Here is a 14,240-nt window from a genome sequence, read left to right as displayed (position 1 = left end):
GCGCCGCGCGGCCCCGTGCCCCGCATATGGCGCGATCGCGATCCCGCGCAAACCGCGACGCCCGGCCGAGCCACCGGTGGCTTGCGCCCGTCGGCGCGCCCTCCTACTCAGCCTGAAGGGCCGGCGCGAATGCCGGCGGGTGCGATCGGGTGCGATGGTCCGTTTCCTCAGCCGCTTCCTCGGCCTCGTCTTCCTGGCGGCGGGCTTCGTCTGCCTCGTCTACGACGGTGCCCGCTCCGTCGCGAACAACACCCCGCGCCTCACCAGCGTCAGCGACCTCGCCTTCACCCTGTTCAAGGACCGGGCGAACGCTCTCCAGGGCACGGTGGAGAGCGTCGCCCCCTGGCTCTGGAAGATCCTGGTCCTGCCCCTGACCCTGGCGCCCGCCGCCCTGATCGGGCTCGTGATCGGGGCCGTCCTGCTCTGGCTCGGACAGCCGGCGCGGGAGCGGATCGGCTTCCTCAGCGGTCCGTGAGGGCCGGTCGCGGCGGCGACCGCCGGACCGGGTGCCATTTCGCACGCGCTGCCGCCCGCCGCCTTCGCGCCATCCGGCCGAGGTGCCATAATCCCGTGCGGTCCCCATCGTAGATGAACGGGATCATCGGGGCGCGGCGCCGTTCACGTCCGATCGTCCCGACGCCTCGCCACCTGTCAGGGATCCGTCGCTCCTCATGCCCCGCATCGTCGCCGCCTCCACCCTGGCCCTCCTCCTCGGCGCCGCGCCGGTCCTGGCGCAGCCGTCCCCGGGCGCGCCCCAGCGCAACATCGCGCCCACCGGGGTGACCAAGCCGCCGGGCCGCGCGGAGGCGGGCAAGGCCCCCTATACCCGCGCCTCCACCGAGGCGGACATGGCCAAGGCCCAGCGCGCCTCGGCCGCCCGCGACAAGGCCTGGGACACCAAGATGCGCACCACCATGGGCTCGATCTGCAAGGGCTGCTGAGGCTTAGGCCGCCGGACCGCGCGCCGGTCAGGGCCCCGTGATCCGCCTGGAAGGCGTCAGCAAGCGGTTCCCCGGGGCCGAACGCCCCGCCGTCGACGCCCTCGACCTCGCCGTCGCCGAGGGCAGCGTCTGCGCCCTCATCGGCCCGTCCGGCTGCGGCAAGTCCACGACCCTTCGGATGGTCAACCGGCTGGTGGAGCCGGATGCCGGCCGCGTCCGCGTCGCCGGCACGGACGTGACGCGGACCGATCCCGTCGCCCTGCGCCGGCGCATCGGCTACGTGCTCCAGGGCGTCGGCCTGTTTCCCCACCGCAGCGTCGCCGACAACATCGGCACCGTGCCGGGCCTGCTCGGCTGGCCCCGTGCCCGGATCGCCGAGCGGGTCGACGCGATGCTCGACCTCGTCGGCCTCGACCCGGCGCAGTACCGGGCACGCCGCCCGCACGCGCTCTCCGGCGGCCAGCGCCAGCGCGTGGGCGTCGCCCGGGCGCTGGCCGCCGATCCCCCGGTGCTCCTCATGGACGAGCCCTTCGGCGCGGTGGACCCCGTCGCCCGCGACCGCCTGCAGGCCGAGATCGGCGCCATCCTGCGGCGCCTCGGCAAGACGGTGCTCCTCGTCACCCACGACATCGACGAGGCGATGCGGATGGGCGACCGCGTCGTGCTGATGCGGGACGGCCGCATCGTCCAGGCCGATGCGCCCGAACGCCTCCTGGCCGCGCCGGCCGACGCCTTCGTCGCGGGTTTCGTCGGGCAGGACCGGGCCTTGCGCCGCCTCGCCCTGATCGCCGCCGGGAGCCTGGCGAGCCCCGGCGCCCTGCCGGAGGCCCCCGCGATCGCGGCCGGGGCGTCCCTGCGGGAGGCCCTGTCCCTCCTGCTCGCCACCGGTGCCGACGGTCTCAACCTCACCGGCGACGGACCGCCGGTCCACCTCACCCTGGCGGCGATCCGGGCCGAGGCAGCCCGGGCGGTGGCGTAGGGCCTGACCGGTCCCCTACTTGCACTCCTCGCGGGCGCGCTTCATCGCGTCGGCGAACCCCGCCAGGGCGTACTCGTCGCTGGTGGGATTGCCGCGCAGCGAGGTGGTCTTGACCTGCAGCTTCGGGGTTCGCCCCATCTCGGTGACCACCCGGGTCTCCTCCGCCGGGTTCTGGAGCCAGGCGTTGTTGTCCTTGGTGACGAGGCCGTAGCGGGTGGCGCCGAGGATCAGGGTCGGGTCGGTGGGCGCCGGGCCGGCATTGGCCTTGGCCTGGCTGTTCGCGGGCTTGGCCGGGAAGCCCAGCATCACCGCGACCTCGTTGGCCACGTTCTCGGCCTTGCGCACGGTGACGAAGAGGTAGGCCGTGTCGCGCTTCAGGGTCTTGGGCGAGCGCGTCTGCGGCTGGGCGATGGCGTAGCAGACGCGGGTCTTGCCCTGGCCGCTCGCGAAGACGTTCCAGTCGCCGAAGATCGCCACCGGGGTGGCCTGCTGCATGCCGGGGGCCGTCACGGCGGCCTTCGCGGCGCGCTCGCGCCCCCGGCGGGACTTCCGGCGGCCCGGGGCCTCCGCCTCCTCGGGGGCGGCCTCCTGTGTCTGGGCCTGGCTCTGGGCCCGGGCCGGGCCGGCCGTGAAGGGATGGGGGGCGCCGACCAGGGCGGCGGGACCGGACAGGACCAGGATGGCGGCCCCGAGCCGGAGGCCGCGTCGCAGAACAGGAACCATGGAAGACCCTTCGGGACGTCGCCGGACCGGGAGCCCGGCCGACCGTCCGGATGTGCGACGCCGCGCGGCGCCGGTTTCAGGATTGCGTGTCCCGCCCCGATCAGGCGGCGTGGGGCTCGGCGGCGAACACGCCCGGCAGCGCCGCCATCACGCTCGCGAGGGCGGGTGCGGCCAGCGTCGACAGGGTGGGGGACTCCGCGGGGTCCGGGCCCGTCGCCTCGAAGGCCGCGAGCCTCTGCACCCGCGGCAGCGCGCGGGGCTCCGGATCGTTGTAGGGCGTGTTGTAGCACTTGCGCACCGAGGCCCAGAAGGCGGCCCGGTCGGCCTCGGGCAGGCGGCTCAGGGCGGCGTCGATCAGCGCCGTGGCTTCGGCCGCGAGGGCGGGGACGTCATCCGGCGCGATCCGGCTTTCAGCGGGCATGAGCAGATCTCCGAGGGGCTCGGGACAGGGTCCTACACAGCATCACATAGCTGAGCCGTGAACGCACCTGCCCCGAGTCCGGTTCTTTTCGGGTCAGTCCAAATCGGTTCGATCCCTCCGGGATGGCGGATGGGGGCTTCGGTCGAGCGCCGCGCAGGCTTGCCGAGACGGGCACCGCTCCGATGACGCGGCGTCCGCATCAGTCCTGCCCGAGGGCCGCGAGCCAGCGGTTCGCCTGCGACCGCACGTTGTCCGGCGCGGTGCCGCCGTAGCTGGTCCGGCTCGTGACCGAGTTCTCGACCCCGAGCACGGCGTAGACCGCCTGCGTGATCCGGGGCTCGGCGGCCTGCATCTCGGCCAGGGAGAGTGCCTCCAGCCCGACGTTGCGGGCGGAGGCCGCGCCGACGAGGCGACCGGTGACGTGGTGGGCCTCGCGGAACGGCAGGCCGAGCTCGCGCACCAGCCAGTCGGCGAGGTCGGTCGCGGTGGCGTAGCCGGAGCCGGCAGCGCGGGCCAGCACCGGGGCGTTGGGTTCGAGGTCGCGCACCATGCCGGTCATGGCGGCGAGGCACAGCGAGAGGGCCTGGAGGGCGTCGAAGGTGCCCTCCTTGTCCTCCTGCATGTCCTTCGAATAGGCGAGCGGCAGGCCCTTCATCACGATGAGCAGGCCCGTGAGCGCGCCGATGACCCGGCCGGCCTTGGCCCGCACCAGCTCCGCCGCGTCCGGGTTGCGCTTCTGCGGCATGATCGACGAGCCGGTGGTGTAGCCGTCGGAGAGCTTCACGAAGTTGAACTGGGCCGAGGTCCAGACCACCAGCTCCTCGGCGAAACGCGACAGGTGGACGGCGCAGATCGAGGCGGCGGCGAGGGATTCCAGGGCGAAGTCGCGATCGGCCACCGAGTCGAGGGAGTTCGCCGTCGGCCGGTCGAACCCGAGCGCCGCGGCCGTGGCGTGCCGGTCGATGGGGAAGGAGGTGCCGGCGAGCGCCGCGGCGCCGAGGGGGCACTCGTTCAGGCGCGCACGGGCATCGCGGAAGCGGCCCCGGTCGCGGGCCAGCATCTCCACGTAGGCGAGGCAATGGTGCCCGAAGGTGACGGGCTGGGCCGATTGCAGGTGGGTGAAGCCCGGCATCACCGTGCCGGCATGGGCCAGCGCCTTCTCGGCCAGGGCCTTCTGCAGGCCGGCGGCCTGGGCGTCGAGGCTGTCGAGGGTGTCGCGCACCCACAGCTTCATGTCGGTGGCGACCTGGTCGTTCCGCGAGCGCGCGGTGTGCAGGCGCCCGGCCGCCGGGCCGACGATCTCGGTGAGCCGGCTCTCGACGGACATGTGGATGTCCTCGAGCTCGCGCTTGAAGACGAAGCCGCCCGCCTCGATTTCGTCGCGCACGGCCTTGAGGCCGTCCTCGATCGCAGCCACATCGGCGGAGGGGAGGATTCCCGCCTGTCCCAGCATCGCCACATGCGCCAGCGAGCCGCGGATGTCCTGGGGCGCGAGGCGCTTGTCGAACCCGATGGAGGCGTTGATCTCCTCCATGATCTCGGCGGGGCCGCTCGCGAAGCGCCCGCCCCACATCCGGTTGCTCATGTTTTCAAACGTCCTTCCAGCCGCCCTGCCCGTCCGCCCCCGGACGCAACGATGATGCCCGGCCGCAGATCTGCGCTGATCGCCGGGGCCGTCCTCGTCGCCGCACTCGGTGCGGGGCTTGCCGTATACGGGACGGGCTCGACCGGCGGCAACTCCGCCGGCCCCTGCGCGGGCTCGGTCGCGGCGGCCGCCCGCATCGCCCCCCTGGCCCGGGGCGCCGTCGCCGCCCTCCAGGTCGCGACCGCGCCGGTGCCCGCGCCGGCCCTGGCCTTCAAGGGGCCGGAGGGAACCGACGCCACCCTCGACGGCGTGCAGGGCCTGCGCCTCGTGAACCTGTGGGCGACCTGGTGCGCGCCCTGCAAGGCCGAGATGCCGGCCCTCGACCGGCTCCAGGGCCGGCTCGGCGGGCCGGATTTCAGCGTCGTGGCGATCAATGTCGACACCCGCAACCTCGCGGCGCCGCCCGCCTGGCTCAAGCAGAACGGCATCGCGCGGCTGGCCTACTATGCCGATCCCGGCGGCCGGGTCCTGCCGGCGATCCAGAAGGCCACCGGCTCCCTCGGCCTGCCCACCACCCTCCTGGTCGACGGCGCCGGCTGCACCCTCGGGGTGATGAAGGGACCGGCCGAGTGGGACAGCGCCGACGGCGTCACGCTGATCGAGGCCGCCCTCGGGCGATCCTGAGTCTGACGCGGTGGGGAGAGCGCGGAGGCCACGGCCGCATCACGCCCGGATTGCCGCCAGGACGGGACACCCGCCGGACGGTCGTGTTCGGTCACGGCCAGGCAGGTAAACCTTTTCGCCAGTTTTGACACGCAAAGCCCCCAGTCGTCACGCAGTTCCGTCGCGACCATGATCGATCGCCATCGAGCGATGCGAATGTCTCTGCGCCTGTTCTCAGACGGAGGCCTGTCCATCATGTCACGACATGGGGCTTTCTGTTCGCGGCCGTTCTGGCCGCGCCCCTTGCGCAGGCTGCCGAACTGCCGCGCAGCGGCACCGACAGCTACTCCACAACCTACGTCACCTCCACCTACGTCACCATGAAGCTCGGCGAGCGGATCGTGACGACCCAAGCAGCTCCGGGAACGCCCGCAACGAGTCCGGCGGCCCGATGTTCAACGACATGGGCACGCGCTGCCTCGGGATGCGCGAGGTCGTCGGCGGCGAGGCGCTCAACCGCGGGTCCTGCATCGACAGCGACGCCGATGGCGACCAGATCTCCTCCACCGACGAAGCCAAGGGCGCCAAGGGCACGCACGTCTTCCTCGGGGGAACGGGCAAGTACGCCGGGATGTCGGGGACGGCGGATTACACGAGCCAGTCGGTGAAGAGCCCGGACGGGCGCGGAATGACGCTGGCCATTCATCAGTCGAACTGGACGCTATCGCCCTGACTATTCAATCACGGGCAATGACAGACGACGATCATTCGCGACGAACATCGTCCCTCGACACGAAGACCCGTGGGAATTTTTAACGCCTGTCACGAATGATGCGGGGACTCCCCTCTAGTCGGGCTCCTCGCCGCATGTCCCTTCGCGCCCTGTCGATCCGCACCAAGCTGTTCCTCGGCTTCGGCCTCGTCTTCGGTCTCGTGGCGGTGATCGGCGGGTCGGCCCTGATGCAGCTGCGCGCCGTCAACGGAGTGGCGCGGGAGATGCGCGACGAGCGCCTCCCGACCGTGCAGCTCCTGGGCAAGCTCCAGGTCCTGGTCCTGCGCCAGCGGGTGAATGGCGGCCGCCTGATCACCGCCGACACGCCGGCGGCCCGCACCGACGTCTCGGCCACCCTGGCCAAGCGCGAGGCCGAGATGCGCGCCGCGCAGGCCGCCTACGCCGGCCTGCCGGCCCAGCCGGAGTCGCAGGCCCTCTACCGGACGTTCGAGACGGAATGGACCGCCTACCGGACCCTGCAGGAGGGGATCGTCGCCCAGGCGCAGGCCGGAGATCTCGCCGGCGCCCAGCGCACCTACAACACCGACATGTCGACGCGCATCAACGCCGTCCTCGGCGCCCTGCAGAAGCTCGTCGAGCTGGAGGAGGGCAGCGCCCGCGCCAGTGGCGCCCGCGCCCAGGACACCTACGACACCGCCCTGCTGACCACCGCGATCCTCGTGGGCCTCGGACTGCTGATCGCGGCCGGCGCCGCCCTCGCCCTCGCCCTCGGGGTCAGCCGCCCCCTGCAGCGGATGACCGAGGCGATGCGGCGGCTCGCGACCGGCGACACGGCGGTCGCCGTGCCGGGCGCCGAGCGGGGGGACGAGATCGGCGCGATGGCGGGCGCCGTCCAGGTCTTCAAGGACAACATCCTGCGCACCCGCGCCCTGGAGGCCGAGACCGCGGCGGCCCGGGCCGGGGCCGAGGCCCTGCGCCGGGAGACCCTGCGCAGCCTGGCCGATCAGTTCGAGGCCGCGGTGGGGGGCGTCGTGGCGCAGGTCGGCACGGCCGCCGCACAGTTGCAGGACACGGCCCGCAGCATGTCGGCCAATGCCAGCGAGACGGCGCAGCGCTCCGTTTCCGTGGCCGCCGCCGCCGACCAGGCCTCGGCGAACGTCACCACGGTGGCGGCCGCCGCCGAGGAGCTCGGCTCTTCCGTCGACGAGATCGGCCGGCAGGTCCAGGGCTCGGCCCAGCTCTCCCGCGAGGCGGTGACGGAGGCCGGGCAGACCGCCACCTTCGTGCGCGACCTGAGCGAGGCGGCCCAGCGCATCGGCGACGTGGTGGCGATGATCTCGACCATCGCGGGCCAGACCAACCTGCTGGCGCTGAACGCGACGATCGAGGCGGCCCGCGCCGGCGAGGCGGGCCGGGGCTTCGCGGTGGTGGCGGCGGAGGTCAAGGAGCTCGCCAACCAGACGGCGCGGGCCACGGACGAGATCACCGGCCAGATCGCCCGCATCCAGGGCTCGACGGGCCAGGCGGTGGAGGCGATCGGCGCCATCACGGGGCGCATCCGCGAGATCAGCGACGTCGCGGCCTCGATCGCGGCCGCGGTGGAGGAGCAGGGCGCGGCGACCCAGGAGATCGTGCGCAACGTGGCCCAGGCCTCCATCGGCACCGGCGAGGTCACGCAGAACGTCTCGGGCGTCGCGGGCGCCGCCGAGGAGACCGGCGCGGCCGCCGCCCAGGTGCTGGCCTCGGCCTCGGCGCTGTCGCGCCAGTCCGAGCATCTCGGCGGCCAGGTCTCGCACTTCCTGGCCACCATCCGGGCGGCCTGACAGCCGCAATCCGGGCGGCCCCGCCCTCAGAGCAGGGCGTCCAGGCTCTCGATCACCCGCTCGGGGGGCTGATCGGCATATTCGTCCGGCAGCCCCCTGCGGTTGACCCAGACGGGGCGGAAGCCGAAGGCGGCCGCCCCGGCCACGTCCCAGCGGTTCGAGGAGCCGAACAGCACGGCCTCGGGCCCGACCCCGAAGCGGTCCGTGGCGATGCGATAGGCGGCCGGGGCGGTCTTGAAGGTTCGCGCGGACTCCACCGAGAGCACCGCGTCGAGGTGGTCCGCCAGCCCCGCCGAGGCCACCGCCCGCTCCAGCATCGCCGCGTCGCCGTTGGAGAGGATCGCGGTCCGCCATCCCGCCGCGCGCAGGGCGCGGAGCGTGCCCGGCACCTCCGGATAGGCGTCGAGGTCGCGATAGGCGTCGAGGAGCCGGGGCCGTAGCGCCCGGTCCACCTCCGGGTATCGGGCGAGGGCGTAGTCCAGGGCCTGCTCGGTCAGTCCCCAGAACGGGGCGTGGCACCCCATCAGGCCGCGCACCCAGGAATATTCGAGCTGCTTGGCGCGCCAGATCTCGGACAGGGCGGCCGCGTCCGGCCCGATCGCGTCCGCGTGGCGCGCCACCGCTGCGTGGACGTCGAACAGGGTGCCGTAGGCGTCGAAGACGGCGATGCGGGGGGATTCGGTCATGCGGGCTCCTCTGTCGCATCCGGTCGAGCGCCGCGCCGGCGCGGCGGTTCCCTCGCCTGCGAGCGAGCGGAGGCGGGATCAGGCGCGCCGCAGGCGAAGCCCGAACAGGCGCAGCGTCCCCAACAACAGCACGGCGTAGACCAGCGTTCCGGCGATCCCGAGCAGGCCCAGCACCGCCATCTCGCGCAGGCGCGGCAGGGCCGGCACCAGGGCATCGGCCAGGGGCAGGCCGTAATGGGCGGTGGCCGCGAGGGCGATGCAGGCCACCACCACCCCGACGCCGGTGACCCCGAGGGTGCGGCCCGGGGCCATCCAGCCGCGGCGCCAGGCGAGGGCCACGAGGAGGCCGAGGTTGACCCACTGGCCGATGGCCGTGGCCATCGCGAGGCCGGTCACGCCGTAGGGACCGGTGAGCACCACCTTCAGGGCGACGTTGACGGCGATGGCGGTCAGCGAGGCGATGAGCGGGGTCATCGTGTCCTGCCGGGCGTAGAAGCTCGGGAGCGCGCTGCGCAGGAGCACCACGGCCGGCAGGGCGAGCCCGTAGGCGGCGAGCACCGAGGCCGCGCGGGCGGCATCCTCCGCCCCGAAGGCGCCGCGCTGGAACAGGGCCGTCATGATCAGGACCGGCAGGGTGAGGAACGCCACCGTGAAGGGCGCCGAGAGGGCGAGGGAAAAGCCCGCGGCGCGGTTCTGCGCCGCATGCGCGCCGGCGACGTCGCCGCCGGCGATGCGCCGGCTCATCTCCGGCAGGAGCACCGTGCCGGCCGCGATGGCGATGACCCCGAAGGGCAGCTGGTAGAGCCGGTCGGCGTAGTACAGGGCCGAGACCGCACCGGTCGGCAGGAAGCTCGCCAGGATCGTGTCGGCGAAGGAGGCGATCTGGAACCCGGCCGAGCCGATCACCGCCGGCCCCAGCACCTTGAAGAAGCGCCGCATGGCCGGGTCGCGCAGGGTCGGTGTCGTCAGGGTCGGGGCGATGCCCGCCCGCCGGCAATCCCACCACACCAGGGCGAATTGCAGCACGCCCGACACCGTCACGCCCCAGGCGGCAGCGTAGGCGGCGTTGGGGAAGAGCGACGCCGAGGCCAGGGCGGCCAGCATCGACAGGTTCAGGAGGACCGGCGCACCGGCCGCCACGGCGAAGCGCCGATGGGCGTTGAGGAGGCCGGAGAACAGGGTCACCAGCGTCATGAACAGGAGGTAGGGGAAGGTGATCCGGGTCAGCGAGACGGCGAGCGCGAACCGCTCCGGGTCCTCCGAGAAACCGGGCGCCAGGGCCCGCACGACCCAGGGCATCGCCGGCATGGCGAGGGCCAGGAAGCCGATCTGCACCAGCAGCATCAGGGTGAAGATGCGGTCGGCGAAGCGCCGGGCCGCGCCCGTCTCCGGGTCGGCCTTCTCGGTCTCCGACAGGCTGGCGTAGCTCGGCACGAAGGCGGTGTTGAAGGCGCCCTCGCCGAAGATCGCCCGGAAGTGGTTCGGCAGGCGGAACGCCACCACGAAGGCGTCGGCCACCGGCCCGGCTCCCAGGATCGCGGCCATCACCACGTCGCGGGCGAACCCGGTGACGCGCGAAACCAGCGTCCAGCCGCCGACGGAGAGGATGCTGCGGATCATGGGGACTGCCGGGACGCGGGGCGGGGAGAGTCGGGCGAGCCCTAGACCATGCCGGCGCGCCCGGCGCAAACGCGGAACCGTTCAACGGTCACGCGCCTTGCGCCGCGCACGGACGGACGGCCCGCGGTCGGTGTTCGCCCGACCGGGCCGGTCCGCCCCGGCGCAGCAGGCCCTCTCGCCTTGGACCAGACACTCGCCCAGGACACCTCGCCGTCATTCCGGGTCGTCGGAGACGAGCCCGGACTCCAGAGCCGCCGCCCGTGCGAAATCTCGCACCACCTGCGTTTCCGGATCCCGGCTTCCGCGACGCGGCTCCGGGATGACGGCGGGCCGCCGGAGAATTCCGGTCAGCCGGTCTCCGTCAGCGACGGCCCTGTCCTTCGCGAGACGGCGCCTGTCCCCAGCCTTGCGGCGAGGCCGTAGGATCGTGGGGCCTTACGCCGTGGCCTCACCGTACATCTTTTCCACGTGCTCCCAGTTCACCAGGTTCTCGATGAACGCCTTGAGGTAGTCGGGGCGGCGATTGCGGTAGTCGATGTAGTAGGAGTGCTCCCAGACGTCGACGCCGAGGATCGGCTTGGCGCCGTGCACGAGCGGGTTCTCGCCGTTCGGGGTCTTCATGATGGCGAGCTTGCCGTCCTTGACCGCGAGCCAGGCCCAGCCGGAGCCGAACTGACCGACGCCGGCCTGGATGAAGTCGGCCTTGAACTTCTCGAAGCCGCCGAGATCCTCGTCGATCTTCTTGGCGAGCGCACCCGGGGCGGCGCCGCCGCCGTTGGGCTTCATCCACTGCCAGAAATGGATGTGGTTGTAGTGCTGGCCGGCATTGTTGAAGAGCGGCTGGTTGTTGCCGTAGGCCGAGGTCAGGACCTCCTCGATGCTCTTACCTTCCAGGCCCGTGCCCTCGAGCAGCTTGTTGCCCGTGTCGACATAGGCCTTGTGGTGCTTGTCGTGGTGAAACTCGAGGGTTTCCTTCGACATGTAGGGGCCGAGCGCGTCGTAGGCGTAGGGCAGTTCGGGCAAGGTGAAGGTCATGGGCAACTCTCCGTCTCGTGAGACATTGGACACGATCAGGCGCGCGATCCGCGCGCGATCCTCGCACCAACGCGCCGTTACGTAAGTCGATGCCCGGATGAAGTCGATGCCCGGGTGGCGTCCGCGCCCGGGCGGAGACGATGCCCGGACGGCGGCGATCCGCGGGGGCCTGCCCGGGGCGGGGCTGCACCCGACGTGCGAGTGTGCGTTTTGCAAATGCCCCCCAGGCCTTTAGTGTGCGCGCCGCACCTGAAGGTGCAGGCGTTTGTCGAGACATCCATGAATATCGCGCTGTTCGCGCTGGCCGCCGTCATGATCGTCGGCGGAATCGTATCCGTCATCCAGGGTTTCCCCTTCGTCCGGCTGGAGAGCGGTCTCGCCATGACCATCGCGGGCGCCACCACGGCGTCGGCCGGGGCCGTGGTGCTGGGACTGGCGGTCGTGGCGGGCCGCCTGCGCGGCCTGGAGCGTGCCTTCCGCGAGGCGCGTCCGGCGACCCCGTCCTTCCCCCCGGCCGAGACCGGGCTCGCCCCCGGCGGCGCAGCAGACCCGAGCGCCGCCCAGCGGGCCCGGCCGAGCCTCGCCGCCACCGCCGCGAGCCTGGGTGCGGGTCTGGGCGCCGGCGCGGGCTTGGGAGGCGCCGCCTCCACTCGCCCCGGCCTGGAACCGACCTTCTTCGACCCCGCGCCGCCATCCCCGGAGCCCTCGGCCGCCGAACCCCTGCTGCCGAACCTGCTGCCGGCGGACGCGCCCCACGATCGTCCGGAGCCGCACATCCCGGAGCCGCGCATCGCCGACGCCGCACCGGATCCCGAGACCCGGGCGACGGAGAACGACCTGTTCGACGGCCCCGCTCCCGCGCCGGCACCCGAGCCGGCGCCCGAGAGCGCCCCTCGCTTCAAGGAGGCCGAGGCGGCGCCCCATCGCGCGCCCGACCCCGTTCCCCCGCATCCGTCCGCCGTCGAGACGGCCGAGTTCGTGGGCGTTCCCGAGGACAAGCCCGAACCGTCCCCGGAGGCGCCGGCCGCCGAGTCCACGCCCCCCGTCGCGGAGGAACCGCAGGTCGTCGGCACCTATGCCTCGGGAGGGAACACCTACGTGATGTATTCCACCGGCGTGATCGAGGCGGACACGCCGCGGGGCCGCTTCACCTTCGGCTCCCTCGACGAACTCAAGGCGTTCGTCGAGGCGGGCGGGGAGACCGACAGCCGCGGCGCGGCCTGATCGCAGCCCTCCTTCGCGGGAGCGCCCTCAGGCCAGCGGATTCAGCGCCGCGTTGCGGACCGGCAGGGGCGCCCGCATCGTCAGGGTGAACCCCTCCGGCGGGTAGTTCATGGAGACCTCGGCCCGCACCTGGGCCGTCAGCACCCGCTGGAGCAGGCGCGAGCCGAAGCCCTGCCGCTTCGGCGGTGCGACCGGTGGGCCGCCGCTCTCGACCCAGGTGAAGTGCAGGGTCCCGGCCGGACCGCCGGGCTCGAGCGCCCAGGTGATCGCCACCCGGCCGTCCCGGGTGGACAGGGCCCCGTACTTGGCGGCGTTCGTGGTCAGTTCGTGGATCGCCATGCCGATCGGCACCGCGACCTCGGACGCCATGTCGACGGGGGGGCCGGAGAGCTGGATGCGGGCGTCCCGCTCCTCCGCACCGTTCAGGGATCCTTCCGCATAGGGCTTCAACTCGTTGGCGAGCAGGGTGCGCAGGGACGCCGTCTGCCAGGTGTCCTCGGTGAGGACCGAGTGGGTGTGGGCCAGCGACATGATCCGGCCGACGAAGGCCTCGTAGAAGCTCTCGATGCTGGAGGCGGTGCGGGCGGTCGATCCGACGATGGCCTGGACCGTGGCCAGGGTGTTCTTCACCCGGTGGTGCAGCTCGCGGATCAGGAGCGTCTGGCGCTCCTCGGCGAGCCGGCGCTCGGTCACGTCGGCCACGACCCCGATCAGGCGACGCGGCAGGCGGTTGGGCGCGTCGCGCTCGAAGCGCCCGGCGAAGTCGAGGGTGCGCCACGCCCCGTCGCTGAGGCGGCGGATGCGAGCCGAGACCGCCAGGGTGGTGTCCTCGCGCAGGGCCTGCGTGATCGCGGCGCGGAAGGCCGGGCGGTCGTCCGGATGCAGCACGGTCTCGAGGAATTCGCGCTTGCCCAGGGCGCCGTCGGCGGCGCTGCGCCCGAAGATCGCGAACATGCGCTCGTTCTCCCAGATCGCCTGGTCGTCGAGCATGTGCCATTCGAAGATCCCGAGGGCCGCCAGGGAGGTGGCGATGCGCAGGCGCTGCTCGCCGTCCCGCAGGGCGTTGCGGGCCTCCACGTGGGTGGTCACGTCCTCGACCACGCCGACGAGGGTCGCGGGTCGATCGGCGCCCTCCCCCGCCGGAATGGCCTGCCCCCGGACCCCGACATCGATCGCGGTGCCGTCCGGCGCCCGGCGCAGGCGGCATTCGAAGGAGAAGGGCGCGCCGTCCCGCAAGGATGCGCGGACCTGGGCCCGGATGCGGGCGACCTCGCCGCCGTCCATCGCGGCCTGGAGGCGGGTCCAGGTGACCGGATCGTCCGCGGCATAGCCGAGGAGATGCGCGGCCCGGCGCGACAGGACGACCCGGCCGTCGGCGAAGTCGTAGCGCCACTCGCCCAGGCCCGCCGCCGTCAGGGCGGCGCGGTTCTCCTCGGCCCGCGCGACCTCGTCGGGATCGACGGCCTCGACCACGAGGATCTGCAGGTCGTCGCGCTGCTTCGAGGGGCGGATGCGCATGTCCAGGCCGGTGCCGTCCGCCCGGAGCCAGCGCCGGATGCAGACGCGCTGGGCCACGGCGCCGAGGACCGAGAGGGCCCGCCCATTGAGGGCGCCGGGCTCATAGCCGAGGAGATCGCAGAGATGGGGGTTGGCGTCGCGGATGAGGCCGGCCCCGTCGACCACCAGGATGCCGATCGGCGCCTGCGCGAAGGCCGTCCCGTGCAGACCCGATCCTGGCCCGGCATCCGGGGCGGGCGCCGACGCCAAGTCCGTCCCGACGCCCGCGATGGAAGACTTGTCCATGGAA

General features: G+C 72.8%; 14 protein-coding genes. 7 read left to right on the top strand and 7 right to left on the bottom strand.

What is annotated here, in order from left to right:
• The first annotated feature begins 154 nt into the window (after positions 1-154).
• The 3 genes from ASF41_RS13880 to ASF41_RS13870 all read left to right on the top strand — a co-directional run bounded on the left by ASF41_RS13880 (position 155) and on the right by ASF41_RS13870 (position 1,920).
• Positions 155-475, top strand: a complete 321-nt coding sequence (locus ASF41_RS13880) for a hypothetical protein (RefSeq protein WP_056211749.1) — start codon at positions 155-157, stop codon at positions 473-475.
• A 196-nt stretch (positions 476-671) separates the two neighbouring features.
• Positions 672-941, top strand: coding sequence for a hypothetical protein (locus tag ASF41_RS13875; protein ID WP_056211747.1), 270 nt, complete (start codon positions 672-674; stop codon positions 939-941).
• A gap of 37 nt (positions 942-978) precedes the next feature.
• The gene (locus ASF41_RS13870; RefSeq protein ID WP_056381964.1) at positions 979-1,920 is read left to right on the top strand and encodes an ABC transporter ATP-binding protein; all 942 of its coding nucleotides are present in this window, start codon (positions 979-981) and stop codon (positions 1,918-1,920) included.
• A gap of 15 nt (positions 1,921-1,935) precedes the next feature.
• On the opposite strand, the gene ASF41_RS13865 is transcribed toward ASF41_RS13870, so the two are convergent.
• From ASF41_RS13865 to argH, 3 genes are all read right to left on the bottom strand, one after another.
• Entirely contained in the window at positions 1,936-2,643 is a 708-nt protein-coding gene (locus ASF41_RS13865; protein ID WP_056494054.1) for a hypothetical protein, read from the bottom strand.
• Between the two features lie 100 nt (positions 2,644-2,743).
• The gene (locus tag ASF41_RS13860) at positions 2,744-3,064 is read right to left on the bottom strand and encodes a hypothetical protein (RefSeq protein WP_056211741.1); all 321 of its coding nucleotides are present in this window, start codon (positions 3,062-3,064) and stop codon (positions 2,744-2,746) included.
• 199 nt (positions 3,065-3,263) lie between these two features.
• Positions 3,264-4,649 carry an argininosuccinate lyase gene (gene argH / locus ASF41_RS13855; protein WP_056494051.1) on the bottom strand — a complete coding sequence of 462 codons (1,386 nt, stop codon included), beginning with the start codon at positions 4,647-4,649 and terminating at the stop codon, positions 3,264-3,266.
• Positions 4,650-4,700: 51 nt separating this feature from the next.
• Between argH and tlpA the strand changes: the two genes are divergently transcribed.
• From tlpA to ASF41_RS13840, 3 genes are all read left to right on the top strand, one after another.
• Entirely contained in the window at positions 4,701-5,333 is a 633-nt protein-coding gene (gene tlpA, locus ASF41_RS13850) for a thiol:disulfide interchange protein TlpA (protein WP_407067285.1), read from the top strand.
• 430 nt (positions 5,334-5,763) lie between these two features.
• The gene (locus ASF41_RS13845) at positions 5,764-6,045 is read left to right on the top strand and encodes a hypothetical protein (protein WP_056494049.1); all 282 of its coding nucleotides are present in this window, start codon (positions 5,764-5,766) and stop codon (positions 6,043-6,045) included.
• Between the two features lie 134 nt (positions 6,046-6,179).
• A complete protein-coding gene (locus ASF41_RS13840) occupies positions 6,180-7,868 on the top strand; it encodes a methyl-accepting chemotaxis protein (protein ID WP_056211736.1) in 1,689 nt (562 codons plus the stop codon).
• Positions 7,869-7,894: 26 nt separating this feature from the next.
• Here the strand turns inward: ASF41_RS13840 and ASF41_RS13835 are convergent, their stop codons facing one another.
• From ASF41_RS13835 to ASF41_RS13825, 3 genes are all read right to left on the bottom strand, one after another.
• Positions 7,895-8,554 (bottom strand): haloacid dehalogenase type II, encoded by a 660-nt coding sequence (locus tag ASF41_RS13835; protein ID WP_056494046.1) that lies wholly within the window; start codon positions 8,552-8,554, stop codon positions 7,895-7,897.
• Positions 8,555-8,632: 78 nt separating this feature from the next.
• A complete protein-coding gene (gene murJ / locus ASF41_RS13830; RefSeq protein ID WP_056381952.1) occupies positions 8,633-10,174 on the bottom strand; it encodes a murein biosynthesis integral membrane protein MurJ in 1,542 nt (513 codons plus the stop codon).
• A 435-nt stretch (positions 10,175-10,609) separates the two neighbouring features.
• Positions 10,610-11,209: a superoxide dismutase gene (locus ASF41_RS13825; protein WP_056494043.1), complete on the bottom strand. Its 600-nt coding sequence runs from the start codon at positions 11,207-11,209 to the stop codon at positions 10,610-10,612.
• A gap of 279 nt (positions 11,210-11,488) precedes the next feature.
• Here ASF41_RS13825 and ASF41_RS13820 point away from each other — a divergent pair, with 279 nt between their 5' ends.
• Complete coding sequence (locus ASF41_RS13820; protein WP_056494039.1) at positions 11,489-12,433, top strand: hypothetical protein; 945 nt, start codon at positions 11,489-11,491, stop codon at positions 12,431-12,433.
• A 27-nt stretch (positions 12,434-12,460) separates the two neighbouring features.
• On the opposite strand, the gene ASF41_RS13815 is transcribed toward ASF41_RS13820, so the two are convergent.
• Positions 12,461-14,236 carry an HWE histidine kinase domain-containing protein gene (locus ASF41_RS13815; RefSeq protein ID WP_056494036.1) on the bottom strand — a complete coding sequence of 592 codons (1,776 nt, stop codon included), beginning with the start codon at positions 14,234-14,236 and terminating at the stop codon, positions 12,461-12,463.
• Positions 14,237-14,240 lie beyond the last annotated feature (4 nt).

This window comes from Methylobacterium sp. Leaf111 (genome assembly GCF_001423285.1).
Classification (GTDB): domain Bacteria; phylum Pseudomonadota; class Alphaproteobacteria; order Rhizobiales; family Beijerinckiaceae; genus Methylobacterium.
The sequence above is the reverse complement of the archived record's forward strand: the minus strand, read 5'-3'. Positions and strand labels throughout refer to the sequence as shown.

Bases quoted from the DNA above. Each gene is read 5' to 3' on its own strand.
- ASF41_RS13880 (WP_056211749.1), top strand. From the start codon at position 155: ATGGTCCGTTTCCTCAGCCGCTTCCTCGGCCTCGTCTTCCTGGCGGCG.
- ASF41_RS13875 (WP_056211747.1), top strand. From the start codon at position 672: ATGCCCCGCATCGTCGCCGCCTCCACCCTGGCCCTCCTCCTCGGCGCC.
- ASF41_RS13865 (WP_056494054.1), bottom strand. From the start codon at position 2,643: ATGGTTCCTGTTCTGCGACGCGGCCTCCGGCTCGGGGCCGCCATCCTG.
- ASF41_RS13860 (WP_056211741.1), bottom strand. From the start codon at position 3,064: ATGCCCGCTGAAAGCCGGATCGCGCCGGATGACGTCCCCGCCCTCGCG.
- argH (WP_056494051.1), bottom strand. From the start codon at position 4,649: ATGAGCAACCGGATGTGGGGCGGGCGCTTCGCGAGCGGCCCCGCCGAG.
- tlpA (WP_407067285.1), top strand. From the start codon at position 4,701: ATGATGCCCGGCCGCAGATCTGCGCTGATCGCCGGGGCCGTCCTCGTC.
- ASF41_RS13845 (WP_056494049.1), top strand. From the start codon at position 5,764: ATGTTCAACGACATGGGCACGCGCTGCCTCGGGATGCGCGAGGTCGTC.
- ASF41_RS13840 (WP_056211736.1), top strand. From the start codon at position 6,180: ATGTCCCTTCGCGCCCTGTCGATCCGCACCAAGCTGTTCCTCGGCTTC.
- ASF41_RS13835 (WP_056494046.1), bottom strand. From the start codon at position 8,554: ATGACCGAATCCCCCCGCATCGCCGTCTTCGACGCCTACGGCACCCTG.
- murJ (WP_056381952.1), bottom strand. From the start codon at position 10,174: ATGATCCGCAGCATCCTCTCCGTCGGCGGCTGGACGCTGGTTTCGCGC.
- ASF41_RS13825 (WP_056494043.1), bottom strand. From the start codon at position 11,209: ATGACCTTCACCTTGCCCGAACTGCCCTACGCCTACGACGCGCTCGGC.
- ASF41_RS13820 (WP_056494039.1), top strand. From the start codon at position 11,489: ATGAATATCGCGCTGTTCGCGCTGGCCGCCGTCATGATCGTCGGCGGA.
- ASF41_RS13815 (WP_056494036.1), bottom strand. From the start codon at position 14,236: ATGGACAAGTCTTCCATCGCGGGCGTCGGGACGGACTTGGCGTCGGCG.